Here is a 26,045-nt window from a genome sequence, read left to right as displayed (position 1 = left end):
CAGGCTTTCAGGCTTGCGGCCACCGGCGGCAGGCCGTACATCTGATGCAGGACTGGCGGCAGGGTGGCATGAAGCCATGCTGGCATGGTGGCCTTCCGGGGCACCCGGCGCCATGCCGCGACGCTGCCGCGACGGCCGGAGGGGAACCATGACGAAGGTGCTTTCGCTCATCAGCACCAAGGGCGGCACGGGCAAGACGACGATCGCCCTCAATCTGGCGGTGGCCTTCCGGGCGGCGCGCAAGGCCGTGGTCGTCCTCGACCTTGATCCGCAGGCGACTGCCACCGCCTGGAGCGACCAGCGCGAGGACGAGGACGAGCTGTCCGTGCTGTCCTGCCAGCATGGCAGGTTGCAGGCGGTGTTGCAGGCGGCGCGCGACAACCGGGCCGACATCGTCATCATCGACACGGCCCCGCATTCCGAGGCGGCGGCTCTGGCCGCGGCCAAGGCGGCGGACCTCATCCTGATGCCGCTGCGGCCGGAGATCTTCGACCTGCGCGCCATGGCGAACACGGTGGAGATGATCGGCGTCGCGAAGAAGCAGCCGATCGCCGTGCTGAACGCCGTACCCGTGCGCGGCCCCAAAGTGCAGGAGGCCCGCTCCGCCCTGGAGGAACTGGGGCTGGAGACGGCGCCGGTCACCATCGGCAACCGCGCCGCCTTCGGCTATGCCGCCATCGCCAGCCAGGGCGTCACGGAGTTCGAGCCGGAGGGCACGGCCGCGACCGAGGTGAAGGCCCTGCGTAAATGGGTGGCGAAGCGGCTGGGCGGTCCGGGCGGGGCCGTCTGACGCCGGCCTGTCAGGAACCGGCGGGGCGGGTCCGGTCGGCGGGATCGCCCGATGGCAGGCTGCCATGCTGGCACGCCGCCATGCGGGCTGCTAGGATCGTCCGGATGAAATCAGGAGGGAGACGGACAGGATGGCGAAGCGTCCAGCACTCGGGGCAGCCCTGAAGGCGGCGGCGGGGTCCAAGGCGGCGACCAAGGCCGTGGAAGCGAAACGGCCCGACCCGGCCGCCCTGGCAACCGCCGCCAATCCGCCGGAGGAGCGGCGGTATGTGCCCCCACCCAGCCGCAACGGCACCGCCCCGGTCACGGTCCATCTCTCGCCGGAGGGACGCAAGCTGCTGCGCCAGCTGGCGCTGGACGAGGACACCTCCGTCCAGGCGCTGATGGTGGAGGCGGTGAACATGCTGCTGGCGCAGCGCGGCAAGCCGGAAATCGCCGCTCCCTGATCTCAGCCCAGCGTGCTCATGATGCTGAAGCAGAGCTGCTCGCCCTGGGCGTGCAGGGTCTTCAGCGCGTCCCTGGGCAGCGGGATGCGTTTGTCGCGGCAGTAGCTGACGATCAGCCGGGCAAGCTGGTAGGCCTCCACGTCCAGTTCGGACGGGGGGCTGCCCGGCGCCTCGCTGCGGATCCGGACCGATGGCGGCGGGCCTTCCATCACCTCGATCCGGGTGATCCTGCGGGCCGGGTCGAAGCCATCGAGCGGCACCGTCTGAAAGACGAGCTTCAGCTCGTCGTTGGAGAAGATGATGTGCCGGATCTCGGTGATCATCGCCAATCCTTCGTCCTGGCCTAGAGGGCGGCCCGTTTGCGCTGCCGGCGCCGGTAGATGGTGCAGGGGTTGATCTCCAGCAGGGCGGCGGCGCGGGTGATGTTGCCGCCGCACAGGCGGATCGCCTCGTCGATGGCGTCCTGTTCCACCTGCCAGAGGGGCCGGATGCGCCGCTCCGGCGCGTCCGGCGGGAAGCTCGCCCCCAGCGACTGCGGCGCGGGAGCCGGAACCGGCGCAGGTTGCGACGGGAGGGGCGCCACCGGCGCCACGGCCGGCCGGCCGGCCTCTGGCGCCGGTGAGGGGGGGACCGGAGCGGGCGGGAAGCCGGGCAGGCCCGGCATGGTCGGCAGCCCTGCCGGCTTCGGTCCACCGCCGAACTGGAAGGCCAGCGGACCGGCCACCGCCGCCCAGCGCGGGTCCGACAGCATGGGCGGCACGATCATGGTCGGCTTGTTCAAGGGCGGGGGCAGCATGAAGGGCTGGATCTCCTCCCCCTCGTTCAGCACCACGACATTGCGCACCACGTTGTGGAGCTGGCGCACATTCCCCGGCCAGGCATAGTCGCGCAGGATGCGTTCGGCCTCCAGGCTGAAACCGCGGAAGCGCTTGCGCTCCTCCTGGTTGAAGCGGATCAGGAACTGGCGGGCGATCAGCAGCACGTCGTCGCCGCGGTCGCGCAACGGCGGCAGCTCGATGGAGATGACCTGGAGACGGTAGAACAGGTCCTCGCGGAAGCGACCGGCCTGCACCTCGGCATAGGGGTCGCGGTTGGTGGCGCAGACGATGCGGACATCGACCGGCTCCAGCTTCTCGCTGCCCACCTTCTTGACCATGCCCGTCTGGAGAAAGCGCAGCAGCTTCGCCTGCAACGCCAGATCCATCTCGCAGATCTCGTCCAGGAACAGGGTGCCGCCGTTGGCCTGAAGCGCGGCGCCGGCATGGTCGGTCGTCGCCCCGGTGAAGGCCCCCTTCACATGGCCGAATATCTCGCTCTCCATCAGGTCCTTCGGAATGGCCGCGCAGTTGATGGCCACGAAGGGACCGCCGGTGCGGGGGCTCCGGCGGTGGATGGATTCGGCGCAGACCTCCTTGCCGGTGCCGCTTTCCCCGGTGATGAAGACGGTCGCCTTGCTGGGCGCCGCGGCGTCGATCATGCGGTAGACGGCCTGCATCTGCGGCGACAGGCCGATGAAGCCGAGATAGCCGAGCGGTTCCCCCGCCGGCACCGCGGTCGGCGTTGCCGCGCCGGGCGGTGGGGGAGGGGGGGCGGGCTGGACGGTCCCGGCCGCACCCTGGATGCGCGGCGGCCCGGCTTCCAGCGCGGCCGTGACGGCGCCACGCAGCTTCTCCGTCCCCACCGGCAGCAGCAGCACGTCCACCGCCCCGGCGCGCATGATCTCCACCGCCGCCTGGACGGAGCCCTGCGCCGTCAGCGCGATGATGCGCGCCGCCCGGTCGCACAGGGCCTTCAGCCCGTCCAGGCCGGGCCGGTCGGTCACCTGAAGGTTCAGCAGCACCAGATCGGCCGGCGCCGCCGCCAGCCGGTCAAGGGCGGCGGCGATGCTGTCGGCCTGATCGAGCGCATGTCCGTCGCGGCGCAGCGCCGTGACGAAGGCCTGGGCCAGCGTCGCGGACGGTTCGACGATCAGGATGCGATAGGGTTCTCGTGCCATCGAAAGGAGTATGGCCGAGGGCATTGCGGAGTGCAATAGCCCTTCAACTTCGCGCATAAAGCAACGCATAAAACAAGACGGCATGCCGTGCGATCATGGCGTTCTGCAACGGCAGCATTCCAGGAGGTTTCCGGGTCTTATTTAAAAACAATGACTTATTTGATATCGGCACGGCAACGCGCGGCTGGCCCCTGGTTTGCAAAGTATCCAGCAAGCAAACGAGGGCCGAACGGCCCAGAACCGATGGAGATGATCATGCAGACCCTCACCCGCGTTGCCTTCGCCGCCATGGTCGCCACCGCCGTCACCGCGTCGGCCGCCGCGGCCGCCCAGTCCGGCAGCACGATCCAGCTCCGCGGCACCGTCGCCGTGAACTGCTCGGTCGCCGTCACGGACCTGAACCAGACGCTGAACATCAGCGGGGGTGAGACGAACAAGCAGGTCGGCACCGTCACCGAGAACTGCAACCGCGGCAACGGCTACAAGATCACCGTGGGCTCTGCCAACGCCGGCAAGCTGGTCTCCGGCGCCGCGGGCACCAGCCCCATCATGTACACGACGATCTATGACGGTCAGTCCGGCAATGCCGGCTCGCTGGAGGTCCTGCGCAGCCAGGCGCAGTTCAACAAGGTCTCGTCGGTCAACGTGACGATCCCGGCCTCGGCCCAGTACATCGCCGGCGACTACGCCGACACGCTGACCATCACCATCGCCGCCCGCTGACGGGCGCACGGTTCGGCCTCCGGGAAAAGCCCGGAGGCGCAGGGCTCCAGGCGGGGCTCATCCGGAGCGAACCCGCCAGGACTGCCGGCCCAGCGCGGCCGGGCCCTTTCATCGGTTCGGGGCAAACGCGCCAACTCGATCGGCGCGGGGGACCACCCTCCCCCGCGCCGTTTTTCGTTCGCCGGCGCGCGATCAAAGACCGCCCGCCCGGATGACGGATGTCGAGGTCAGGCGGCGGTCCGGTCCGGCAGAGGCCGTTGTTCCCTGTGCCGCACCTGGGCGCGCGGGCGTCCTACTTGGCAGAAATGCTGACGGTCAGGACGTCCACATAGTCACCGGCCGGGGCTTCCGGACTGGCCGGAACCTCCACCGCCAGCGTGCCGACCCGTGCCGACCCCGTCGGGGCGCGCACGGCAACGAGGGCGCCGCTGTTGCTGCTCACCTGATCGTAGGACACGGCGTAACTGACGCCGGACGCCGCCCCCTCCTGCCGGAGCTGGCCGCCATTGCGCGAGGTGACGCTGACCGTGTAGCCGGCGGCGGCGTTGCAGCGCTCCTCCACCGTGGCGACGGGTGTCGCCGACTGGCCGCGCACCACCTCCAGCGTAGCGCTGGAGGCGCTCAGCGCGACCGTGCAGACGGCGGGCACCGTGCCGCGCAGGGTGATCTGCCCGCGTTCCGCGGCCCCGGCCGCCGTCGTCAGGAGGGTTGAAGCGACGATCCCCGCCGCGATCAGGCCCGGACCCGGAAGGATGGTTGCGCCCGATCCGGACGGAGCCCTGGAAACGGCCCAGGCCGCTTCCGGCGCCGGTCCGATGCGCTTTGCGAATCGCCCCCGCATCATAACCCTCCGCCACCATCCCGATACCGCCACCCCGGCGGGCTGGCGCGGCCCCTAGCGGGCCGACACCGTCAGGACGAGGTTGTCTCGATAGGTGCCCGCCAGCGCGTTTGACGCCGCCGGCACCGTGACTGTCAGACCGTGCTGCGCGGCATTGCTTCCCCCGAATCCGAGGGTCACCGAGCGTTGCAGCGAAACCGAACGGCCGTCCAGCGTCAGCCCGTAGGGGATCGATCCCCCCCCGTCATGCGACACCAGATAGCCCCGGTTCTCGGACTCCAGCGACACATCGTATCCGGCATTGCCCGACACTTCCAGATCGAAGGTGGTAGCCGCACCATTGGATAGTTCCCCCAGATCCAGCGTGCCGGCGACCCCGGCCAGGGGGCGGGTGATTCCGCCGACGCGGACCGACGCCTGGAACACCTCGCGCACCTTGGCCCGGACCTGCACGGTGCGCGAATCGAGGATGCGCCCGGGCGTGCCATCCTCCCACTCGTAAAGGGTGAAGCGCACCACGTCGCGGTAGGTGTCGGCCGGAACCATCTGTCCGGCGGGAATGATGCTGAAGAACTGGAGTTCGACCGCGTCACGGCCCTTGGTATCCTCGACATAGCCTGACAGCAGGCCGCTGGGCGAACCGTAGGCATCGGCCAGCGGCTGCGACAGGGCGCCGTCGATGTAGAGTCCGTAACTCAGCCGATAACCGTCATCTTCCATCTGGCGGCTGCCGTTCGAGCCGCCATCCACCCCGACGACGAAGGCACAGCCGGGACCGTTCAGGTGCTGCACCTCGAAACGGTGATACTGCGGCAACGGCGTGCCGGCGAAGGGATCGTAGCTGCCGCTCTGCGGCTCGATGCGCGTCAGATCGCGCAGCTTCAGCTTGCAACTGCTGCTCGTCGCTCCGGCCGGGAGGGCCGGCGTCAGGGCGGCGATCAGCAGGGCGGCCAGGGCGGCGTGGATGGGGCGGGGGCGTACCATGATGTCCGATAGAGTAGCGGAGGCGGCGGTGGATTGCACGACCCCGCCGGCATCCCGGGCGGGGAACATCCCCCGGCACGCAACGGCCGTGCCGACCGCTGTGATCGCTGCCACGGTTGCCGGCGGTGGGGCCGGAAACGGGGGTTTGCTGCGCTTGCCAGCGTCGTCCGCCCTGGCCATGGTGGGACCCGCTCGACGGCAAGGATCGACAGCGGGAAGCGACGGCGGGCGGTGAGGACGGGACGGAACATGACAGCGCATCCGGAAGAGAGGGACGGGGCCCGGCGGCCCGGTGAGCGGGTCGAGGCGCAGCTTGCCCGGATCGTGCGCCTGGACGGAAAGCTGAAGGCGTTCGCCCTGACCCTGCCGGAGACGGCGCGCGAGGCGGCATGGCGCCAGGAGCGGGAGCCGGGGACGGGACCGCTGGCCGGCCGCACCCTGGCGGTGAAGGACCTGATCGACCTGCGCGGCGTGCCCACATCCGCCGGCGCCCGGACGCCCGTGGTGGAAGAGGCGACCGCCACGGCCGGGGCGCTGGACCGCCTTCTGCGCGCCGGCATGATCCCCCTCGGCAAGGCGGCCACGGTGGAACTGGCGTTCGGCACCTGGGGCATCAACCGCGCCACCGGGACGCCCCGCAACCCCTGGGACATGACGGTCGCGCGGGTGCCGGGCGGCTCCAGCAGCGGCTCGGCCGTGGCGGTCGCGGCCGGGCTGGCGGACACGGCCCTGGGCAGCGACACCGGCGGCTCCATCCGTATCCCCTGCGCGCTGAACGGGATCAGCGGCATCAAGACGACGGTCGGCCGTGTGAGCCGCGCCGGCGTCGTCCCCCTCAGCCCGACGCTCGACACGGTCGGCCCCATGGCCTGGACCGTGGCGGAGGCGGCCGCCATGCTGGAGGCGATGACGGGCGCCGATCCGGCGGACCCGGCGACACTCGACCGGCCGGGCTTCGGGGCGGCAGGAGCGCTGGCCCAGCCGGTGCGGGGCTGCCGGCTGGCGGTGCTGGGCGATGCCGACCTCGCCAGCGTCGCGGACCCGGTGGGCTCGGCCTATCTGGAGGCGCTGTCCGTGCTGGAGAAGCAGGGCGCGCGGCTGCACGAGGTGCGCCCGGCCGTCGCGCCCGGCGCCTGCGTCGAGCCGACCGGCCGCCTGATCGGGGCGGAGGGCTGGCGGCGCTGGGCGGACCGGGTGGAGCGGTTCGCGCCGGAGATGGACCCGGGCACCCTGGCCCGGTTGCAGGCGGCGGCCTCCTCGACCGATGCGGAGCATGCCCGCCTGCTGGCGGCCCGCGCCGCCGACCAGGGGCGCTTCCATGCCTGGATGCAGGATTTCGACGCGCTGCTGACGCCGACCGTGCCGATCCCGGCGCCGGCCCTGGACACGGCCGACGAGACAACGCTGCCCTTCAGCACCTTCACCCGCATGGCGAACTGGCTGGACCTGCCGGCCGTGGCGCTGCCCTGCGGGCAGAGCGGGGAGGGGCTGCCCGTCTCGCTCCAGGTGCTGGCGCTGCCGTGGGGCGAGGCAGCAGCCGTCGCCGTGGCGCACGCCTTCCAGCAGGCGACGGACTGGCACCGGCGCCGCCCGCCCGGGCTCCCGGAGTAGGGCGTGCCTCAGACGGCCGGGGGGGACCGCGGCCGCAGGCGGCGGCGCACCTCGTCGGCCCGGTCGCTGCCGGCGGCCAGCTCCAGCAGGTGCAGGTGGTAGACCATGTCGCGCCCGCCGGCCGCGGCGGTGCGCTCCAGCCGCGCGATCAGGTCGGCCTCGATCCGGGCAAGCGCGCCGGACAGGCTGTCCAAACCGTCCAGCCGCGACAGGGCCGCCAGCTCCCGCAGCGACCGCTCGATCTCCCCGGCGGCGACGGAGGGCGTGCCGGACTCCAGCAGCGCTGCCAGTTCCGCCTGGAGCGCGCCGGTCGCGGTCCGGCCCAGCAGATGCTCCAGCCGGGCGGCCACGGCAGCGCGGCTGCCGGACAGCTCCGCGCAGGTCAGCAGGTGCCGCACCCGGAAGAAATCGATCCCGGCCAGTGCCTCCGGCGCCGTCGGGCGGTCCAGGAAGGCCAGCGCGTCCGCCGCCAGGACCGGAGCGATCTCCCCCACCACCGTGCCGCTGGCCGCGACCAGGGCGGCGGAGGCTCGGACCTGGGCGGCGAACGCCTTCGGCAGCAGGGACGGGTCCTGCATGCGCCGGGCCACGAGCAGGAGCAGCAGGGTGCCGAGCCCGGTCTCCGCCCGTTCCGCCAGTGTGAACTGCGCCGCCAGCAGGTCCGCCAGCGGGTCGTCGATCCAGAGGATCGGCCCGGCCGGCACGTCCGCGCACCAGCCGGCGATGCGGTCGGCGTGGCGCAGGCAGGTGGACAACGCCGTCACCGCCCGCCGGGCCCCCGCCATGTCCCCGCCCAGCCCGGCGGCGGCCACGGCGCCCAGCGCATCGCGCTCGCGGGCGACATGCGCGGCCAGCACCCGCCGCGCGGCAGGCTCTTCCGCCGCGGACAGGGGCTGCGACCAGTCCAGCGGCCGCCCCCCGTCCAGCCGGAGCCCGGCGCCGGCGAACCGCCGGATCAGGGGTGCCAGCACGGCCCGGGGGATCAGGGGCAGCCGCCCCGATGCCGGCGCGTCCACGAGGAACGGCTCCGCCGGCAGCAGCAGGACCCGCGCCGGCTGGCGCTGCCGCTCCGGGCGGAGCCGGCGCAGCCCGGGCCGCAGATGCTGCCGGATCAGCAGATTCTCCACCGGCACCAGACCGTCGGGGCCGGCCTTCTCCAGCCGGCGCAGCAGGCGCTGGCGGGCCGCCGGGTCCAGATCCTCGAAGAAGCGGATCGGTTCCGACATCGGCCGCCCCTCAGCCGGCCCGCCGCCGGCGCATCAGGTCCAGCGAGACCGTGTCCACTTCTCCGGCCGCGACCGTCCGGGTCAGCCCGGTCAGGCTGGCGCGGCCGCGCTCCAGTGCTGTCCCGCGGTCGCGGGAGCCTGTGGCGAAAACCTGCAACGGCAGGAACGGCACGTTGGGCGCGATCTGGTCGAGCGTGGCGGCGGCGAGCTGGGTGCGCTCGTCCACCGTCTGCCAGTGGTCGATCAGGGAGGTCCAGCCGTCCAGACTCCATTCCACCGTCTGTACCAGCTCGGAGAGGGCGCCTTCCATGTCGTCGGGGCGTTGCAGGAAGGCGTCCACCGCCTGGAGCATCCCCTGGCCCTGGCGCAGCAGCGGGGTCACCAGCCGGTCCGTCTCCCGCCCGGCCATGCGGACGAAGCTCAGCACCTCCTGGCCTTCCGCGGAACCGCCCAGCCGCATCCGGGCGAGGTCGGAGACGAAGGACCGGACGGCATAGAGCGCCGAGGCCAGATGGCCCTGGCTGACCTGGAAGTCCATCAGCGGCGACAGCACCCTGGCCATCCGCTCCAGCAGGGCGACCACCATCCGCTTGTCCTGGCCGAAACGGTGCGCCGCCGCCTCCACCAGCGTGTTCACCCGCAGGTTCGTCTCGCGCTCGCGCAGGTCGTAGGTCTCCACCTCCCAGGGCGGCAGGCTGGGGACCAGCAGGTCGCGCAGCCGCTCCAGGGCGGCGAAGTAGGCGCTGATCTCCTGCGTGCGGTCCATCGCCAGCCGGGCCTGCGCCTCCTGCCGGGCGACGGCCCCGCGCGCGCCCTCCGCATCCAGCGCCAGGGCGGCCCGCCGCAGGGCGGAGGGGCTGAGCGCCCCCTCCGCCACGATCTCCTCCAGCAGCATGCGGTCATACAGTGGCAGGGGGAACAGGCGCGGCAGGTCGATGAGCTGGACGACATAGGTCTCGCGCCCGCCGACGAGACTCGGCAGCAGGGCCTCCAGCCCGTCCTGGCCCCGCCGGACGCGGGTGAATTTCAGCTTGGTGTCCGCGAAGGGAATGACCGCACCGACCTGATGCGCCAACTCCGCCAGGGTCTGAAGGGGCACGCGCTGGCTCTCCCGAGGGGCTGCCACCAGATCGTCCAGTCTAGCGCGACCATACTCCCGCGTTACGGGAAATCGCTGCGACCTCTCCGTCCGGTCAGGGCTGGAGCCGCACCTCGCCAAGGGGAAGGACGCCTTCCGCGTCGGCCGGCACCTCCACCGGCACCGGGCGGGCCTCCACCCCGACCAGCACCAGCTCCCAGCGGCCCGGCTGCACCGACTCCACGCGGAAGCGGCCGCGACGGTTGGCGAAGAACTGGATTTCCCGCCGCTCCGGCCCGCCCACCGGCCGCAGCACGCCCGACACCAGCGAAACCGGCTGCCCGTCCGGCCCCGTCAGGGTGCCGTCCAGCGAGACGGTGGCGTCCGTGCCGACGGGCACGACGGTCCCGGTCCGGTAGCCGGGCTGTACGGCCGGGCGGTCCTCGCCGATGTCGTAGCCCAGCGGCACCTCCGGCACGTCCAGCAGCAGGGGGCGGACCAGATAGGCGGAGATGTTGGGCACCACCGGCGGCCCCAGCCCGTCGGTCCGCGCGAGATAGCTGCCGTTGACGGGATCGACCCCGACCGTCCGCCCGGCCAGCCGCGGGTGCGGCACGACCAGGGCGAAGCTGTTGGAGATCGGCCGGGACAGCGCGACATGCCCGTCCGCATAGGCGAGCGCCGTGGCGAAGTTCATCTGGGTGCGGTTCTCGGTCCCGCCCGTCGTCCGTTCCACCACGTCGTGCCGGACCCCGGCGCTGAAGCGCTGGTGGACATAGCCGGCGCTGCCCTGGAGGCGGTCGCTGCCGGGGGCATCGGTGGCGTCCAGCGCCAGACTGAGCTGGTCCACCGGCTCCAGCGACTGGTAGCGCCAGTCCAGCCGCTTCTCCCGCCGGACCGTGTCGAAGGAGGCGCCGGCCGTGTGCCGCCCCTCGTCCAGGCTGAAGCGCAGGCTGAGATAGGCGCCCGTCTCCCGTTCCCCGTCGGTGTCGCGGTCGTGCGAGAAGGTCAGATCCCAGCTCGCGGTCCGGCCCAGCCGGCGCCGGAGGGTCAGATCCATTGCATAGCCGTCCACCCGCTCCGGCTCCCGGTTCTCCCGCCAGCGGCCGCCCAGCGTCGCCGTCAGGTCGGGCGCCAGCGGCTGGCTGAAACGGAAGGCGGCGTCCAGGGCGATGTCGTTGTCCGGGTCCAGGGTTCCGAAGCTGCCATAGGCGCTGTCGCGCCAGGAGATCTGGGCCGTCGTCGTCCGCTGCTGCCAGAAGCTCTCGCCCGTGCGGTAGTCGCGGTACCCCAGCGTCGCGGCATAGCCGGTCGCGGTCCCGAAGCTGACCGAGGGTTCCACCCCCAGGGTGCCGACCGGGGTGGCGAGCAGCATCTCGGCGCCTGCGACCTGCTGGTGCCGGTCCGCCTGCACCCCCGCCCCCAGGGTAAGGCGGTCCGACAGGCCGACCCGGTGGAAGCCGGAGAAGGTGGGGCGGTCGCGGTCATAGGCGAGGTTGTCGCCCTCGGTGGTGTAGGGATAGCCCACCGTATAACCGAATTCGTGGATCCCGCCGGCCAGGAGCTGGTTGTCGAAGAAGAACGGAAACTCGATCGTCTGCTCCCGGCCGAACTGGTCGGTGATGCGGATCTGGATGTCGTTCGTGCCGGAGGCGCCGGGGAAGTTCGCCAGGTTGTAGGGGCCGGGGGAGAGCCGCAGGGTGCGGGTGGGCCGGCCGTTGACGAAGACCTCCACGAGGGATGGAGTCTCCAGGATGAAATCGCGCTGGCCCGCCGGCTGCACCGAGCGGTAGGGCTGGAGCGAGAAGTTGCGCGCGACCGAGAGGCCGCTGAGCGGCCGTCCGACCTGCTGGCCTGTGACGGGGTAGGTCAGATCGCCGGCCTGTACCCTGACGCCGGAGTCGGGGAAGTCCCGGATCAGCCGGGTCGGCCCGCGCGACCAGCGCCGCTCGCCGTCCTCCCGGTAGTAGGAGTCGGTCTCGACGACCCAGCCCTTCAGGTTCACCGCCCCTTCCAGGGAGACGGTCAGAGGACCGCGGCCCTCGTCCTGGACGCCACCGCCCGGCAGCGACAGGTATCCGACGGCAGCACGCGCGTTGACATAGGCGCTGAGGTCCGCCGGAGGCCGCACGAGATAGCCGCGGGCCGCGTCACTGCGGCCCTGCACGTCGATCCGGACCAGCCGACGGACTTCCGGCGGCACGGTGACCTGCACGGACAGGTCGGCGGCATTGATGGCGACCTCGATCCGCCCCGGCGCGGGCGGGGCGGGAACAGCGAAACCGTCGGGGCCGGCCAGACCGCGCAGTTCGTCCAGCGCCGTGTCCTGGGCCACATCCCGCAGCAGTTCGGCCAGCCGGACAATATCCACCTGCGCCGCTCCGGGATCGCCGGAGAGCCGGGCCGGGACGACGCCCAGCTCCTGCCCGTCGAAACGGACCGGCAGGTCGAGCTGGCGTGGCTTCGCCGCCCGCGCGCGCTGGCCGAAGACCTTGTCGAACAGGACGTCCTTGCCGGTGGCGGCGGGCGGCGGCGACTCCTCCGCTGCCAGGGCGGCGAGGGGCAGCAGCGCGGCGGCGAGGATGGTGGCAGCCCGGAGCCGGTGTCCGGCGGGGCGCCCCGGCCGTCGATGCATCACGGCAGGCTGAGGCTCGCCGTGACGGCGCCGACCGGGAGTTTCTCCGGCCAGGGCAGAAGGAAGCGCCGGGTCGTCCCGGCCAGCATGTTCTCTCCGTTGAGCCCGCCGAGCTGGTCCGGCGTCAGGGTGACGGACGTTCCGCCGCCTTTCAGCGTCAGGGTCGGCTCGTGCAACGGCTTGCGGGTGGTGCCGTCATTGCGCAGCACCAGTTCCAGACGGCGGCCATCCGGGGCTGTGACCGCCTGGGCGGAGACGACCCCGACATCCGCCTTGACCCCCGCCGGCATCACGTAGAGCGAGGCGATGTAGTTGACCAGCAGCCGCACCTGGCCGCCGCGCGGGGGCGGCCGCCCGATGTCGATGGGAAGCTGCTCGGCGATCAGCCGGAAGGCCAGCTCCCTGTCCGGCGTGGCGGGGCCGATCCACTGCACCCGCACCGATTGCGATTCGCCCGGCTGGAGGATGATCTGCTCGGGGAAGATCACCCAGTCGTCTCCGGCATCCGTCAGCACGTCCTGCCCGTCCCTGTCCATGGCGCGGGCCTTGATCGTGATCTCCACCGCGACGGGATCGGCATTGTCGTTCTGGAGCTGGAAGATCTGCGTCGCCCCGCGTCCGGCCGGCTCGAACTCCATCTCGATGGGCACCAGCCGGAAGGCCCCGGCCGGTCGAGGCAGGAGAATGACGCCCACGACGAGGAGGAAGGCGAGCGGCACAAGGAGCCGGAGCAGCAGCGGCATGGAGGAAATCCGACTGGAATACGGGACGATGCCCCACAATACCCCGTTCGGGGAATACGGTCACCCCGTCTGAGGAGGTGCGGGTTCATGTCCCGGAGCAACGTCGTCAGGAGATCGCTTGCCTTCCCGGCCGCGAACGCCCCATCACTCCCCCGGTCTGCGATCTTTCGGCGACGGGCATGATGGGGCGACGAGTGGATGGCTGGAGAGACGGTGTGCGGGTGGCCTTGCTCGTCGGCCTGGGGGCCCTGCCCCTGCTGGGGCCGGCGCTGTGGAACGGTTATCCGCTGTTCTTCTTCGACAGCTTCGAATACGTCCCGCTGCCCTTCACGGGCGAGCTTCCCGTCTACCGGACCGCAGGCTACGGCCTGTTCGCCTGGATCGGCCGGCTGACGGGGAGCCTGTGGCCGATCATCGTCGTGCAGTGCCTGCTGGTCGCCTTCGTTCTGCTGGCCTTTGCCCGCGCGGTCGCCGGTGGCGCGCGGGTCGGGGCTTGCTATGCCGTGCTGCTGGCCACGGCCGCAGTCGGCGGCCTGCCCTGGTATACCGGGCAGGTGATGGCGGACGGACTGACCGGCGCCGTCATCCTCGGCCTCCTGACCCTGCTGCTGTTCCGCGACCGCCTGCCCCGGTCCTGGGCCGTCGTCGTGACGGCGGTCGTGGCCCTGGGCATCGCCAGCCACACCAGCCACATCGGCATCGCCGGGGGACTGCTGCTCCTGGCTCTTGCTACGGTGGCCCTGGGGCACCTGCGGCCGGGCCGGCTGCCCCCTGTCAGAACCGGCCTGCCGGCCATGGCGCTGGCGGCCGGTCTGATGCTGGCGGCGGGGGCGAACTGGACGGTCACCGGCCGTCTGTTCCTCGTTCAGCCCAGCACGGTGCAGACGCTCGCCCTGTTCGTGGAGAACGGCCTTGCCGCCCGCTATCTGGACGAGGTCTGCCCCGGTCGGGAGCCGCCGCCCCATGCCCTCTGCGCCTACCGCGGCGCGCTTCCGCATTCGGCCAACGAGTTCCTCTGGGGCCACAGCCCGTTCCGTGCGCTCGGCGGCTGGGACGGGCTGCGGCCCGAGGCCGAAGCGATCGTCGACGGAGTGCGCTCGCGCTATCCCGGCGCGCTGCTCTGGCAGTCGGTCCGCTTCACGGCCCGGCAGTTCGCCATGATGAAGCTGGGCGACGGGCTGGTGCCCATGCAGTTCCTGATGCGGGACCCGATGGCCGCGCACTACCCGGCCGAGCTGGCGGCGTTCGAAGCGGCCCGGCAACAGCGGGGGGAGATCGGATTCGCGCTCTGGAATCCGGTACTCCAGGGGCTCTGGTGGGGTGGTCTCGGCGGGCTCGTGCTGCTGGCGGCCGGGTTCTGGCGGGCCGGCTGCCGGCGGCAGACGCTTCTCGCCCTGGCCGTGCTCGCCGCTCTTGGGGGGAACGCCTTCATCTGCGGCGCCCTCTCGAACCCGAACCATCGCTACCAGGGACGGCTGGCCTGGATGCCCGTCGCCCTGGTCGGTCTGCTGCTGACGGCAGGCGCAGGGCGCGCGACGACCACCGCGCCGGGCTCAGGACCGCTGTGCGGCGAGGGAGAGAGGCGCCGGGTCGGATGACCGTTCCCGGGCCGGCTCCGGGCCGGCGGGATCGGCCGGGACGGGCGGGGGAGGCTTGGCGGTAGCCTGTTCCGCCTCGCCGAAGCCCGCCGCCTCCGCGACCAGATAGACGGGCCGGCGCTTCACTTCCTCGAAGACGCGGCCGAGATAGTCCCCCAGCACACCCAGACAGATGAGCTGTATCCCGCCGAGGAACAGGGTCGCCACCATCAACGAGGCATAACCGGGAACGTCGACCCCGTAGACCAGGGTGCGGACGGCGATCACCCCGCCATAGGCCATCGCCACCAGGGCCACGAAAAGCCCGATCACAGACCAGATGCGGAGCGGCAGGGTGGAAAAGGAAGCCAGTCCGTCGAAGGCCAGCGCGAGCAGGCGCCAGAAGCTCCAGGTCGAGCGGCCGGCGTGCCGCGCCTCCGGCTCGTAAGGGATGGCAACCTGGCGGAACCCGACCCAGGCCATCATGCCCTTCAGGAAGCGACGGCGCTCCGGCATGGCGATGATCGCGTCCACCACCCGCCGGTCCAGCAGGCGGAAGTCGCCGGCGCCGGGCGGCAGGTCCACCTCCGACAGGGTCCGGTACAGGCGGTAATAGGCGCGGGTCAGGGTGCGCCGCAGCCAGCCGTCGGTATCGCGGCTGGTGCGGCGGGCATAGACCATCTCCGCCCCGTCGCGCCAGTGCGCGACCATGGCCTCGATCAGCTCCGGCGGATGCTGGAGGTCGGAGTCCAGCAGGACCACGGCGGCGCCCGCAGCCCGCTCCAGGCCGGCGGCCATGGCCGCCTCCTTGCCGAAGTTGCGACTGAGCCGGACCGGCTTGATCCGGGGATTGCGCAGCCGGTGGAACAGCAGCGCCTCGAAAGTGCCGTCCCGACTGCCATCGTCGATGCAGATGATCTCGTAATCCATCCGCAGACGGCCCAGCACTCCCTCAAGCCGCTCGAACAGACGGGCGAGGTTGCCCGCCTCGTTGTACATCGGCAGGATGGCGGACAGCAGCGGCCGCTTTCCGGTGGCGGGCGGAGGGCTTACGGTATCAGGGGCGGTCGGCATGGCGCTGGTTCCGCTCGGACGTATCCGGTTGTTGCGGCTGGCTTCAAATAATGAGGGTACGGTGACGGACGCCAGCGTAAAGGGGTACCCCATCCTTTTGTGCGCCGATGATTACGGACTCAGCCCCGGCGTGTCATGTGCCATCCTCCGGCTTGCCCTGGACGGCCGCATTTCGGCGCTGAGCTGCATGACGGTCGGACCCTCCTGGCGGAAGGATGCGGCGGCCCTGGAACCGGCCTATGGCAGGGTCGATGTCGGGCTGCATCTCTGTCTCACGGCCCTGCCCCCCCTGGGGGCGATGCCGGTCCTCGCCCCTGGCGGCCGCCTCCCGGAGCTGGGGTCCCTGATCCGGGCAGCGCTGCTGCGCCGGCTGCCGCTGGGGGAGATCGCGGCGGAGCTGGAGCGGCAGTTCGACGCCTTCATCGCGGCGACCGGACGGCTGCCGGACTTCCTGGACGGACACCAGCATGTCCACCAGCTTCCCGGCATCCGCTGGCTGGTCCTGGACCTGTTCCGCCGTCGTCTCGATCCCGCCCGCCACTATGTCCGCAACTGCTACGAACCGCCGGGCGCCATCCTTCGCCGTGGCGTGGCGCCGGTTCGGGCACTGGTGCTGTCCGCGCTGGCGGCCGGGTTTCCTGCCGAGGCGGCCCGGGCCGGGGTGCCCTGCAACGACGGGTTCCGTGGCGTCCACGCCTTCGATCCCGCGGACGATCCCGCTGTCCGTTTCGACCGTCTGCTGGCCGGAGTCCGGGGCCGGGTCCTGGTCAACTGCCATCCCGGCCTGGTTGATGAAACGTTGCGCGCGGTCGATCCCGTTCATGCTCCACGGGAAGCCGAATACCGTTTCCTGTCCGGAGACGCATTTCCAGGGCTGCTTGCCGCCCGGGGGTTGCGCCTGGGCCGTTTCACCGACCTGCAACGGTCGTCCTCGCTCTGGTGATGATTTGCGGAGCGTCCACGGATGCCCAGACAACATCCGCGTGTGCCTCCCGGACAATGCGCGCGGGGCTTGCAAATTCGACCGGGCCTCTTTAGCTTCCGCACAAACGCGGCCAGCAAGAGCCTCGGGTCACAGGGGTTCCGGCATAACCGGAACCGGGCGGGCGGGAGCCGCACGGACCCTCTTCCCGGTTGACCGGGTGGCAGGATGGTCTCCAGGCAGGAACACCGCGCGTCCTGACCCCTCCAGACGGGCCGGACTTCAATCTGCGCGGACAGGGTCGATGGTTTCCTTCTCACAGCGGGCTACAGGGCCGCGGGTTAGGGCCGCCTGAAATGTCGGCAGCCCGGCGACTGACGGACCCGCTGGAGGCCGGGGCGGCATTGGACGCGGCGGCTCCGGCGCTGATCGAGGACGGGCGGGTCCTCAGCCACCAGGACCTCCTGGTGCAGGTCGATGCGCTGGCCAGCCTGCTGCAACGATGGCTGAGCCCCGGCGACCGGTCGGCGACGGGCCGGATCGGTCCGCGGGTCGGGGTCTGCGCCCTGAACAGCATGCGCCATGTGATTGCCGTCCTCGCCATCTTCCGTGCCGGGGCCGTCTGGGTCCCGATCAACCCGCATCACGGCCCGGAGATCAACCGCACCCTGATCCGACAGGCCGACCTTGACCTGCTCCTGATCGAAGCGGACTGTGCCCCCGCCGTGGGGACAGGCAGCGTCTCCGCCCTCCTGATCGACGAGGGCGGCGAGTTGGACCGGCATCTGAACCGGGCCCTGGGCGACCGGCCCGGCATGGTGCCGGAAGGAGCGGAGGACATCGTCTGCATCCGTTTCGTCGGCATTCCGGAGGGCCGCTTCCGCGGCATACTGCTGCCGGCACGCTGCTTCCTGGGCGTGCAGCTCACCCTGGAGCGCCTCTTCGCTCCCGTTGCTGCCGACCTGTCGCTCCTGGCGGCGCCGCTGTCGGAGGATGCCGTCCATTTCGTGCTGCCTGTGCTCGGAGCGGGGGGCGCCCACCGGCTGCTGCGCCATGCCGGACCGGCGGGAATCCTGGATGCGCTGCGGCAGGAGGTGACGCTGGCCTATCTGCCACCGGCGCTGGTGCCGCTCCTGCTGGGTGAAGGGGATTTCGCCCCGTCGGACTTTCCGGCGTTGCGCCATCTTGCCTGCGGGGCGGGGGGGCTGCCTCCCGGTCTGGCAGCCCGGGCCCGGGAACGGTTCGGGCCCCGCCTCTCCACCCTGTTCGGCCTGCCGGAGGCGCCGCTCACGGTCGCCGCACTGGGAGGCGCGGAAATGGGGGAGACGGGGCCGGGGGCAAGCGTCGGCCCTCCCTGTGAGGGCAGCCGCATCGCCCTTCTGGAGCCCGACGGGGTGCTCCGCCAGGAACCGGGGGCAGTCGGGGAGGTGGTCGTTGCCGGCGATCTGGTGATGGCCGGCTACCTGAACGCGCCGGTCGAGACGGACGCGGCCTTCCATGAGGGATGGCTGCGCACCGGGGAGGTCGGCGCCCTTGATGCCCGCGGTCACCTGATGCTGGGGGAGAGGGCCGTCAGCACCGCCGCCACCACGGACGACGGATGGCCGGCGGACCGGCGCCGCCACACTCTGAATGCCTGACGGGCTGCACCGCCAGGCCCGGGCACCCTATCCGGGAGGTAAGCACGTTTCTTGCGGCGACCTCCGTCGAAACGGTGTACGCTTGTCTTCATCGCTGACCGAAACGGGAGGACCGACATGGAACCCGACCCGAGTATCGAGAGCCTGCAAAGGCAGCATGCAGCGTTGGAAGCCCAGATCATGGCGGAAACCGGGCACGCCTATTACGACAGTGTCGCCGTCCGACAGATGAAGCTTGAAAAGCTTCGCCTCAAAGAGGAACTGGACAGGCTTCGAAGGCACTGATCCTTCTCTTTCCCCATAAGGTCCAGCATCCGGCCATACCGGTCCCAGCCGTTTTCAACGACCGGGACGCGGGCAGGTTTCCTCTGCGCCAGCTCCTGGGCATGGCGGGGAATACAGGCGGGCCGCGGTATGGTCCGGGATGGGCAGGGTGCCCGACCGGGACAGAGGCACGGTCGCCTCCGTCCCGGGGGGTAGTTCTGTGCGGGCCGCAGGTCACCGGATCGGCGGACCGATCCGCGTGACCAGGGTTCCCAGGCCAGCGATTCCTGCGTCGATCCGGTCGCCGGGAAACAGCGGTCCGACGCCGGACGGCGTGCCGGTGAAGATCAGGTCCCCGGGGGCCAGTTCGAACAGGGTGGAAAGCTCGGCGATCACTTCCGTGACCGACCATGTCATGTCGGCGAGGTCCGCCTCCTGCCGCAGCTCGTCGTTGACGGCAAGCCGGATGGTGCCCCGCGTCAGCGGGCCGGCCGAACCCGTCGGATGCAGGAGACCCACAGGGGCCGAGTGGTCGAACGCCTTGGCCGTGTCCCAGGGCTTGCCGGCCTTCCGGGCAGCGGCCTGAAGGTCGCGCCGGGTCAGGTCGATGCCCACGGCCTGGGCGAAGACCAGCGCCCCGGCCTGATCCACGGGGACGTTGCGGCCGCCGCGGCCGAGCGCCACGACCAGTTCGACCTCATGCTGGAGATCGCTGGTGCGGGGCGGATAGGGCACGTCCGCCCCGTCCGCCACCACTGCATCCGCCGGCTTCTGGAAGAAGAAGGGGGGCTCCCGCTCGGGATCGCCGCCCATCTCGCGGGCGTGGGCGGCATAGTTGCGGCCGACGCAGTAGATGCGGCGGACCGGAAACCGCCCCGCGTGGCCCGCGACGGGCAGGGTCGGCCGCGGCCCCTGATCGAACAGGGGCTGTACGGGCAGGGTCTGTGTGGACGTCTGCATGGGCGGCGGCATGGCGGGGCTCCGGGTGCGGGGTCAGCGGAACCGGACGGCGGTGCCGCTGGCGCTGATCGCCAGCATCTTGTCCTTGTCCGAGGCGATGCATAGGGGATCAGGGTGACGCCGATGATGGCGTCGGCCCCCATCCGCTTGGCCTGGTCCACCATGTCGTCGATGGCATGCTCCTTCGCCTCCCGCATGGCCTTCTGGTATCCGCCGGACCGGCCGCCGAAGATGTCGCGGATGCCAGCGAACATGTCGCGCAGGAAGTTGGTGCCCAGCACCGCCTCCCCGCCGACGACGCCAAGGATCTGGTAGCCGTCCTGGCCGGGCACGCTGCTGGTCGTGGAAACGATCATGCTGGTCTCCCTGGATATCGCACGGTTCCGGAGGAACGCCGCCGCCGGCCGATCGGTCCGGATCAGACCGGAGAGGAGCGGCGCTCTTCCCGCCATTCCTCAAGGAAGATGGCATCCACATGGCGGGAGAGCTTGTCCAGCAGCCGGTGCAACTGCGACAGTTCCTCGGACGTGAAGCAGGCTTCGTAGCGCTTGCTGCGGGCGTGGCGGGCCGGGGCGATGCGGTCATGCATGGCGGCGCCCGCATCGGTCAGACGGTTCAGGACACGGCGCCGGTCGGAGGGATCGCGGCTGGTGGTGATCAGGCCCTTGGACTTCAGCTCCGCCACCGCCCGGGTGACCGTCGCCGTATCCATGCCGAACAGGGCGCTCATCTCGGCGTTGGTGATGTTCGGGTAGCTTGCCAGGAGCGCCAGAACCCGCCAGGCCCTCTGGCTCAGACCCTCGAAGATTTCAGGAACACGGGTGGAATCGAAGGCCATCTTCGCGAAGATGGAGCCGAACCGGAACGGCAGGAAATCGGGCACCACCAGGGGGCTTCTGATGCGGGGGTCGGGGCCGTCGCTCCGCCGGAGCACGGGAGGGGATGTGCCACTGGCTGTGGCGACATAAAGCGTCGTGGGAGCACACTTCATTATGGGAATCTTGAGACCGCTGCGGGTCCAGTAATCATAGGCTGCCCGCTTCCGTCCGGAAACCCCGGCCGGTATTGGGAACCCCCGAATCCCTATCCGGTAGACGCGGGTCGGCTTCCCGTTATGCGCGTTTTTCCGGAACCGGATCCTCGGACTTCACCGCGTCATGACGCTCGCCGGGTTCCGCCTCCAACCCATAGGGGCGCACCAGTTCCCATACATGCGGAGGCACCATGTGCTTCATCCGCCGCGGCTGCTCCCGGCGCAGGTGCAGCACCGTTTCCGACGCCTTCATCTCGACCCGCGCGCGGGCGAACTCCAGCCCCTTCGGGCCGACCTTGGGCATCAGCCAGCCGACGATCGGGCGCAGCCAGTCCGGCATCTGCCGCAGCGGCAGGCCGCCGGCGGCCCGCTTCGTGTTCTCGATGAAGCCCTTGACCGGCCCCTGGCGCTTGCCGGCGGTACCGGGTTCGGACAGGCGGACCTCGTCACCCAGCAGCGACAGCAGTTCCTCGCCGCGCTCGTTGCGCACCAGCAGCCATTGCTCGCCCTGGCCGCCCATGTAGCCGACCGTGATGTCGGCCAGGACGTTCGTGTAGTCGACGCAGGTCCGGCAGGTGAGGGGAAAGAAGTCCGTCGGCAGCTTGGAGATCGGCAGCAGCAGGAAGGGGATCTCCTTCACCCGGCCGTCGTCGAAGCGCAGTTCGACGTAGAAGTCGGCACGGAACTCCAGATAGGTGATCGTCTCCGGCCGGTCGGACAGCAGATTGAGAAACTGGTGAAAACGCTCGGTCGTCGTGTTGTCGGAGCAGGGCGTGCCGATGACATAGAGCCGCTCGAACCCCAGTTCCGCCTCCAGCCGGCGCAGCGCATGCACCTGGCAGGGGATGCCGATCACCGCCAGTCGGCGGTAGCCGCGCTCGCGCGCCGGCTCCAGCAGCGCCAGCAGGGGAGCATAGCCCATCCGCATGCCGCGGCAGCGGGCCATGCCCTCCGGCTTCGTCACCAGCACGGGCACCGGCCGCCACTTGTCCTCGGGGTCCGGCGCCATGGTCAGCACGGCGTCCACCGCCCCTGTTTCCAGCAGGCGCTCGGCGAGGCGGGTGGTGATGCCGGTCCACTGCGCGCCCGGCCGCGGGGCCGTCAGGGCGGCGCGGACCATGCGGCGGAACGGGCCGAAATGCAGCTCGTCCGGGCGCGACGGGTCGCGGCTGCGGCCATGCACCTGGGCTTCCATTCCGGCATAGTCGGGCCGGATGAACTGGCAGGCATGGCCACACCGCCCCGGCGTGGTGGTCCGGGAGATGCCGCAGTCGGTGCACAGGGTGCGCGGCACGGCGTCTCCGACCGCCGGTGCCCAGATCGGTCCGTTTCCGTCCATGCTGATGCCCAAGGCGCTGATCCTCCGCGGCCCGCTTCCCCCCGACCGCCGGCCCCCCGCGGCGGGTCCGGCCGGTCGCGGCCGGACCCTAGCGCATCCCGGCCGCCGCTAGTACTCCAAATGGCCGCGGACGCGCGCAGGAAGATCGTCGCGGGGAGGCGAGGGGCCGGCGTCCTGCCTCAGCCGAAGGCCTGGAGCCCCGTCTGCGCCCGGCCCAGGATCAGGGCGTGGACATCGTGTGTGCCCTCGTAGGTGTTGACGGCCTCCAGGTTCAGGACATGGCGGATGACATAGTATTCGTCGGCGATGCCGTTGCCGCCGTGCATGTCGCGGGCGACGCGGGCGATGTCCAGCGCCTTGCCGCAGTTGTTGCGCTTCATCAGGCTGATCGCCTCGGGCGCCCAGGTGCCGGCATCCAGCATGCGGCCCAGCGCCAGCGCGCCCTGGAGCCCCAGCGCGATCTCCGTCTGCATGTCGGCCAGCTTCTTCTGGATGAGCTGGGTCGCGGCCAGCGGCCGGCCGAACATCTGGCGGTCCAGCGTGTACTGCCGCGCCGCGTGCCAGCAGAACTCGGCCGCGCCCATGGCCCCCCAGGCGATGCCGTACCGCGCCTTGTTCAGGCAGCCGAACGGACCCGACAGGCCCTTGGCCCCCGGCAGCAGGTTCTCCTCCGGGACGAACACCTCGTCCATCATGATCATGCCGGTGACGGAGGCGCGCAGGCTGAACTTCCCCTCGATCTTCGGGGCGGACAGGCCGGTCATGCCCTTTTCCAGGACCCAGCCGCGGATATCGCCCGCCTCGTCCTTGGCCCAGACGACGAAGACGTCCGCGATGGGGGAGTTGGTGATCCAGGTCTTCGACCCCGACAGTGTCCAGCCGCCGGCCACCTTGCGCGCGCGGGTCTTCATCGAGCCGGGGTCGGAGCCGGCGTCCGGCTCCGTCAGCCCGAAGCAGCCGACCAGCGTGCCGCTGGCGAGGCCCGGCAGCCAGCGCTGCCGCTGCTCCTCGCTGCCATAGGCGTGGATCGGGTGCATCACGAGGCTGGACTGCACGCTCATGGCCGAGCGGTAGCCCGAATCGACCCGCTCCACCTCGCGCGCCACCAGACCGTAGCAGACATGGTTCAGGCCGGCGCAGCCATAGCCGTCGATGGTGACGCCCAGCAGGCCCAGCTCGCCCATCTCCGCCATGATCTCACGGTGGAAGTGCTCGTGCCGGAAGGCCTCCAGCACGCGCCCCATCAGCCGGTCCTGGCAGTAGGCGCGGGCGCTGTCGCGGACCATCCGCTCCTCTTCGGAAAGCTGGTCGTCCAGGCGCAGCGGGTCCTCCCAGCGGAAGGGGCTCCCCTTGGGGGTCTTCTGCGGCAAACCTGTCTCCGGCGCATCGGCCATGGCGTCGTCTCCCGTGTCTTTCTCCGGGCGGCGTGCGGGCGCAGGGGACGGTCGGACCGCCCCGCGCCGCCGGCCCGGGCGGGGGAGCCTACACCGGAACGCGCGGCGACGGGACTGCGGTCTGTTCGGCCGGGCGACGGGGCGAGGCGTCCGCGGGATGGCCGCCGCCGCGCAGTTCCGCCAGCGCCTGCCGGGTGATCTGGACGGCCCCGGACACCGCCAGCCCGGCCATGACGGCGGCGACCACGATGTCCGGCCAGCCGGTGCCGGTGCCGAACACGCCGGCCGCCGCCAGCACGACCGCGACATTGCCGATGGCGTCGTTGCGCGAGCAGATCCAGACCGAGCGCCGGTTGGAATCGCCGTCCCGCCAGGCATAGAGCAGGGCGGCCACGCCGACATTGGCCGCCAGGGCCAGAAGGCCGACAGCGCCCATGACCTCCGCCCCGGGAACCGTCAGGAGCAACGCATTGTGGAGGGTGTTGCCCGCCACGACCAGGCCGACCGCGCCGAGCGACAGGCCCTTCACCAGGGTGGCCCGGGCCCGGACCGCGAGCGCCGCCCCCAGGACGAACAGGCTGATGGCGTAGTTGGCGGCATCGGAGAGGAAGTCCATTGCGTCCGCCTTCAGGGACACGGAGCCCGCCGCCGCCCCCGCCGCGATCTCCACCCCGAACATGGCCGCGTTGACCAGCAGGGCGGCCCACAGGACCCGGCGGTAGGCGGGATCGGCGGGTGGCTTTTCGGACGAACAGGGGCCGGCGCAGCAGGAAGCGCCCATGATCTTCTCCTCGGTGGCGTACCCGGCTAGGCTGGGGTCCGTAGCCGCTACAGGGTCAAGCCCTTCTCACCGGCGGGGAGCCACATGAACATCGGCCGCCTGGGCAGGATCACGGACACGAATGTCGAGACGATCCGCTACTATGAGCGGATCAGGCTGCTGCCGCCGCCGCCGCGGACCCAGGGCAACTACCGTGACTATGACGACACCCATGTGCGGCGGCTGTCCTTCATCCGGCGGGCACGGGCGCTCGGGTTCCATCTGGATACGATCCGGGCGCTGCTGGACGTGGCGGACCGGCCGGACCAGTCCTGCGCCGGCGTGGACGCGCTGACCCGTCGGCAGATCGCCGAGGTGGAGGCGAAGATCGCCGACCTGACCCGGCTGCGCGACGAGCTGGTCCGGCTCGCCGGCCAGTGCCGCGGCGACCGGATCAGCGACTGCCGCATCATCGAGGCCCTGTCACCGCCGGTCCTGTCACCGCCGGTCCTGTCACCGCCGGTCCTGTCACCGCCGGTCCTGCCGGAACCCGTGCCAGGAATGCCCGCCCGGAACCGGCCGTGATGCAGGGTGGTTCGGCCCTCTCCACCATAATTGATATAAAGAGCAGTCAACCAGCGCCCGAAAACGACAGCTCATATTGAGAAAAAGCAACTTTTGAATTATGTTCAGTGTAGCCATAGGAGAGGGTACCATGTCAGGGATAACCGCTGGCCTGCTACGCTGGGCTGTCTATCGTTCCCTAGACACCCTCACTGGTGCCCGCTACGACCGCTCCGGGGAGCTTGCTGGTGCGCGCCTGGAGCGATGGCGTTTGGATAGCGCCACTGATGATGGGATATTAGCGGAACTCACCCACATCTATGGCTACAACCCCTCCCACCGGGGTCCTGATGAGCCCGTCGTAACGGTCAAGTCCGACTACCTCCCCGAACGGAAAGGCGCCGCTCCCGTCCCGGCCTTATGGGCCAGCCTCGACAATCTGCATCCACAGTTCCGACGCACCAAAAGCGGCGAGTGGGTCTTTACCTCGCCCCATGCCATGGGATTAGCCCTGGTAGATATCATCCGGCTTCTGATGCGTAGCCCGGTGCCGCCGCCAATGCCAGCCAAGACACCGCTGTTGCTTTAGGGACCGCCGATGCAGTCGCTCTATAAGCTTCCGGCTCGCGTTTCCATCAGCTACGCGGACGAACGCGGACGCACCTTAACATTTCAGGGGGAGATTGTCGATCTGGCGCCATCCGGGCGATCACTGAAGATGAAGTTTTCCGGCATAGACGGCGGGGACTTCTTCGTTCGCGCCGATCGTTGCCATGCGATAGCGTGTCGCGAAACCGGAGAAGTTTTCGACGACATAGACGGCTACCTTTATGAGCTTTGGGCGTCAGCGAGGAGCGGCAACGACGGTACCGTGCCCCTTGGAGAGGCGATTGATCTGATCCCGGTCGAGAATGTCGGCCCGCTCACATCACGGGCCCTGGCTATCGAGTTCCGGAGTTGGGATGCGTTCATTTCCTCTCTCTTCTCCCAGGCACCTGACCTGCTGTTGCAACGACTGCTGCGTGTTCCGGGCGTAGGGCCGGCGACAGCAACCGCGCTCTATGAATGGTCCATGATGGATGAAGCCGCGGAGTGGGTTAACGCCTTCAACCGCCGCTTTGCTGTTGCGCCCTATGATGTTGAACAGCGTGCCAGCCTCCCTCTCCACGGTTTGCGAATCGTGTTCACCGGGACCCTCGAAAACATGGGCAGGTCGGAAGCAAAGGCGCGGGCGGAAGCTCTAGGCGCAACCGTCGGCGCATCAGTATCGGACAGCACCCATGTCCTGGTGGTCGGAGAGGGGCCCGGGGCCAAGCTTAAGCAAGCCCAGACTAAGGGAATACAGATCATCGATGAAGCCCGGTATCTGGAGCTGATCGGGGTTCTCAACCCGGCCTGATCGACGGGCGATGCCTGCCAGATTTGAGAGGCCCCCGACGCGGCATG

At 70.4% G+C, this 26,045-nt stretch carries 25 protein-coding genes and 1 pseudogene; 11 read left to right on the top strand and 15 right to left on the bottom strand.

Going from position 1 to position 26,045, the window contains the following annotated elements:
• Nucleotides 1-148 precede the first annotated feature (148 nt).
• Nucleotides 149-790, top strand: a complete 642-nt coding sequence (locus ACFQPS_RS18780; RefSeq protein ID WP_377360754.1) for an AAA family ATPase — start codon at nt 149-151, stop codon at nt 788-790.
• 130 nt (nt 791-920) lie between these two features.
• Nucleotides 921-1,235 carry a ribbon-helix-helix domain-containing protein gene (locus tag ACFQPS_RS18775; RefSeq protein ID WP_377360753.1) on the top strand — a complete coding sequence of 105 codons (315 nt, stop codon included), beginning with the start codon at nt 921-923 and terminating at the stop codon, nt 1,233-1,235.
• Between the two features lie 2 nt (nt 1,236-1,237).
• Here the strand turns inward: ACFQPS_RS18775 and ACFQPS_RS18770 are convergent, their stop codons facing one another.
• Together ACFQPS_RS18770 and ACFQPS_RS18765 are read right to left on the bottom strand one after the other, a co-directional pair.
• Nucleotides 1,238-1,558 carry a hypothetical protein gene (locus ACFQPS_RS18770; RefSeq protein ID WP_377360752.1) on the bottom strand — a complete coding sequence of 107 codons (321 nt, stop codon included), beginning with the start codon at nt 1,556-1,558 and terminating at the stop codon, nt 1,238-1,240.
• A gap of 20 nt (nt 1,559-1,578) precedes the next feature.
• The gene (locus ACFQPS_RS18765; protein WP_377360751.1) at nt 1,579-3,231 is read right to left on the bottom strand and encodes a sigma 54-interacting transcriptional regulator; all 1,653 of its coding nucleotides are present in this window, start codon (nt 3,229-3,231) and stop codon (nt 1,579-1,581) included.
• Between the two features lie 255 nt (nt 3,232-3,486).
• Between ACFQPS_RS18765 and ACFQPS_RS18760 the strand changes: the two genes are divergently transcribed.
• Nucleotides 3,487-3,954, top strand: coding sequence for a hypothetical protein (locus ACFQPS_RS18760; RefSeq protein WP_377360750.1), 468 nt, complete (start codon nt 3,487-3,489; stop codon nt 3,952-3,954).
• A gap of 292 nt (nt 3,955-4,246) precedes the next feature.
• On the opposite strand, the gene ACFQPS_RS18755 is transcribed toward ACFQPS_RS18760, so the two are convergent.
• Nucleotides 4,247-4,795, bottom strand: coding sequence for a Csu type fimbrial protein (locus ACFQPS_RS18755; protein ID WP_377360749.1), 549 nt, complete (start codon nt 4,793-4,795; stop codon nt 4,247-4,249).
• A gap of 54 nt (nt 4,796-4,849) precedes the next feature.
• Nucleotides 4,850-5,779 carry a spore coat protein U domain-containing protein gene (locus ACFQPS_RS18750; RefSeq protein WP_377360748.1) on the bottom strand — a complete coding sequence of 310 codons (930 nt, stop codon included), beginning with the start codon at nt 5,777-5,779 and terminating at the stop codon, nt 4,850-4,852.
• A 249-nt stretch (nt 5,780-6,028) separates the two neighbouring features.
• On the opposite strand from ACFQPS_RS18750, the gene ACFQPS_RS18745 reads away from it, so the two are divergent.
• Entirely contained in the window at nt 6,029-7,390 is a 1,362-nt protein-coding gene (locus ACFQPS_RS18745) for an amidase (protein ID WP_377360747.1), read from the top strand.
• Nucleotides 7,391-7,398: 8 nt separating this feature from the next.
• On the opposite strand, the gene ACFQPS_RS18740 is transcribed toward ACFQPS_RS18745, so the two are convergent.
• The 4 genes from ACFQPS_RS18740 to ACFQPS_RS18725 form a co-directional block, all read right to left on the bottom strand.
• The gene (locus tag ACFQPS_RS18740; protein WP_377360746.1) at nt 7,399-8,616 is read right to left on the bottom strand and encodes a hypothetical protein; all 1,218 of its coding nucleotides are present in this window, start codon (nt 8,614-8,616) and stop codon (nt 7,399-7,401) included.
• A gap of 10 nt (nt 8,617-8,626) precedes the next feature.
• Complete coding sequence (locus ACFQPS_RS18735; RefSeq protein ID WP_377360745.1) at nt 8,627-9,715, bottom strand: hypothetical protein; 1,089 nt, start codon at nt 9,713-9,715, stop codon at nt 8,627-8,629.
• A 94-nt stretch (nt 9,716-9,809) separates the two neighbouring features.
• Nucleotides 9,810-12,329 (bottom strand): fimbria/pilus outer membrane usher protein, encoded by a 2,520-nt coding sequence (locus tag ACFQPS_RS18730; RefSeq protein ID WP_377360744.1) that lies wholly within the window; start codon nt 12,327-12,329, stop codon nt 9,810-9,812.
• The gene (locus ACFQPS_RS18725) at nt 12,329-13,072 is read right to left on the bottom strand and encodes a fimbrial biogenesis chaperone (protein WP_377360743.1); all 744 of its coding nucleotides are present in this window, start codon (nt 13,070-13,072) and stop codon (nt 12,329-12,331) included. The genes ACFQPS_RS18730 and ACFQPS_RS18725 overlap by 1 nt, the downstream gene beginning before the upstream one ends.
• A gap of 179 nt (nt 13,073-13,251) precedes the next feature.
• Here ACFQPS_RS18725 and ACFQPS_RS18720 point away from each other — a divergent pair, with 179 nt between their 5' ends.
• Entirely contained in the window at nt 13,252-14,670 is a 1,419-nt protein-coding gene (locus ACFQPS_RS18720) for a hypothetical protein (RefSeq protein WP_377360742.1), read from the top strand.
• On the opposite strand, the gene ACFQPS_RS18715 is transcribed toward ACFQPS_RS18720, so the two are convergent.
• Nucleotides 14,626-15,723 carry a glycosyltransferase family 2 protein gene (locus tag ACFQPS_RS18715; protein ID WP_377360741.1) on the bottom strand — a complete coding sequence of 366 codons (1,098 nt, stop codon included), beginning with the start codon at nt 15,721-15,723 and terminating at the stop codon, nt 14,626-14,628. The genes ACFQPS_RS18720 and ACFQPS_RS18715 overlap by 45 nt on opposite strands.
• A 61-nt stretch (nt 15,724-15,784) precedes the next feature.
• Here ACFQPS_RS18715 and ACFQPS_RS18710 point away from each other — a divergent pair, with 61 nt between their 5' ends.
• The 3 genes from ACFQPS_RS18710 (at nt 15,785) to ACFQPS_RS18700 (ending at nt 18,570) form a co-directional block, all read left to right on the top strand.
• Nucleotides 15,785-16,666 (top strand): ChbG/HpnK family deacetylase, encoded by an 882-nt coding sequence (locus ACFQPS_RS18710; protein ID WP_377361074.1) that lies wholly within the window; start codon nt 15,785-15,787, stop codon nt 16,664-16,666.
• 335 nt (nt 16,667-17,001) lie between these two features.
• Nucleotides 17,002-18,285: a class I adenylate-forming enzyme family protein gene (locus tag ACFQPS_RS18705; RefSeq protein WP_377360740.1), complete on the top strand. Its 1,284-nt coding sequence runs from the start codon at nt 17,002-17,004 to the stop codon at nt 18,283-18,285.
• 117 nt (nt 18,286-18,402) lie between these two features.
• On the top strand, nt 18,403-18,570 hold the full coding sequence (locus ACFQPS_RS18700) for a YdcH family protein (RefSeq protein ID WP_012565388.1): 168 nt from the start codon (nt 18,403-18,405) through the stop codon (nt 18,568-18,570).
• Between the two features lie 213 nt (nt 18,571-18,783).
• Here ACFQPS_RS18700 and ACFQPS_RS18695 read toward each other — a convergent pair whose 3' ends face one another.
• From ACFQPS_RS18695 to ACFQPS_RS18670, 6 genes and pseudogenes are all read right to left on the bottom strand, one after another.
• The gene (locus ACFQPS_RS18695) at nt 18,784-19,521 is read right to left on the bottom strand and encodes a fumarylacetoacetate hydrolase family protein (RefSeq protein WP_417715225.1); all 738 of its coding nucleotides are present in this window, start codon (nt 19,519-19,521) and stop codon (nt 18,784-18,786) included.
• A 158-nt stretch (nt 19,522-19,679) separates the two neighbouring features.
• A pseudogene (locus tag ACFQPS_RS18690) lies at nt 19,680-19,865 on the bottom strand (YbjQ family protein); the annotation flags it as partial.
• A gap of 62 nt (nt 19,866-19,927) precedes the next feature.
• The gene (locus tag ACFQPS_RS18685; RefSeq protein ID WP_377360738.1) at nt 19,928-20,395 is read right to left on the bottom strand and encodes a MarR family winged helix-turn-helix transcriptional regulator; all 468 of its coding nucleotides are present in this window, start codon (nt 20,393-20,395) and stop codon (nt 19,928-19,930) included.
• Nucleotides 20,396-20,621: 226 nt separating this feature from the next.
• Nucleotides 20,622-21,836 carry a Coenzyme F420 hydrogenase/dehydrogenase, beta subunit C-terminal domain gene (locus ACFQPS_RS18680; RefSeq protein WP_377360737.1) on the bottom strand — a complete coding sequence of 405 codons (1,215 nt, stop codon included), beginning with the start codon at nt 21,834-21,836 and terminating at the stop codon, nt 20,622-20,624.
• A 224-nt stretch (nt 21,837-22,060) separates the two neighbouring features.
• A complete protein-coding gene (locus ACFQPS_RS18675) occupies nt 22,061-23,275 on the bottom strand; it encodes an acyl-CoA dehydrogenase (RefSeq protein WP_377360736.1) in 1,215 nt (404 codons plus the stop codon).
• A gap of 88 nt (nt 23,276-23,363) precedes the next feature.
• Nucleotides 23,364-24,056: a cation efflux transmembrane domain-containing protein gene (locus ACFQPS_RS18670; protein WP_377360735.1), complete on the bottom strand. Its 693-nt coding sequence runs from the start codon at nt 24,054-24,056 to the stop codon at nt 23,364-23,366.
• 84 nt (nt 24,057-24,140) lie between these two features.
• Between ACFQPS_RS18670 and ACFQPS_RS18665 the strand changes: the two genes are divergently transcribed.
• The 3 genes from ACFQPS_RS18665 to ACFQPS_RS18655 all read left to right on the top strand — a co-directional run bounded on the left by ACFQPS_RS18665 (nt 24,141) and on the right by ACFQPS_RS18655 (nt 25,998).
• Nucleotides 24,141-24,620: a MerR family transcriptional regulator gene (locus ACFQPS_RS18665; RefSeq protein WP_417715224.1), complete on the top strand. Its 480-nt coding sequence runs from the start codon at nt 24,141-24,143 to the stop codon at nt 24,618-24,620.
• Nucleotides 24,621-24,750: 130 nt separating this feature from the next.
• Entirely contained in the window at nt 24,751-25,188 is a 438-nt protein-coding gene (locus ACFQPS_RS18660; protein ID WP_377360734.1) for a hypothetical protein, read from the top strand.
• Between the two features lie 9 nt (nt 25,189-25,197).
• The gene (locus tag ACFQPS_RS18655) at nt 25,198-25,998 is read left to right on the top strand and encodes a BRCT domain-containing protein (protein WP_377360733.1); all 801 of its coding nucleotides are present in this window, start codon (nt 25,198-25,200) and stop codon (nt 25,996-25,998) included.
• Nucleotides 25,999-26,045 lie beyond the last annotated feature (47 nt).

Origin of the sequence: Rhodocista pekingensis, from assembly GCF_042665545.1 — a bacterium.
GTDB lineage: Bacteria > Pseudomonadota > Alphaproteobacteria > Azospirillales > Azospirillaceae > Rhodocista > Rhodocista pekingensis.
This window is presented reverse-complemented; position numbering and strand designations above follow the sequence as displayed.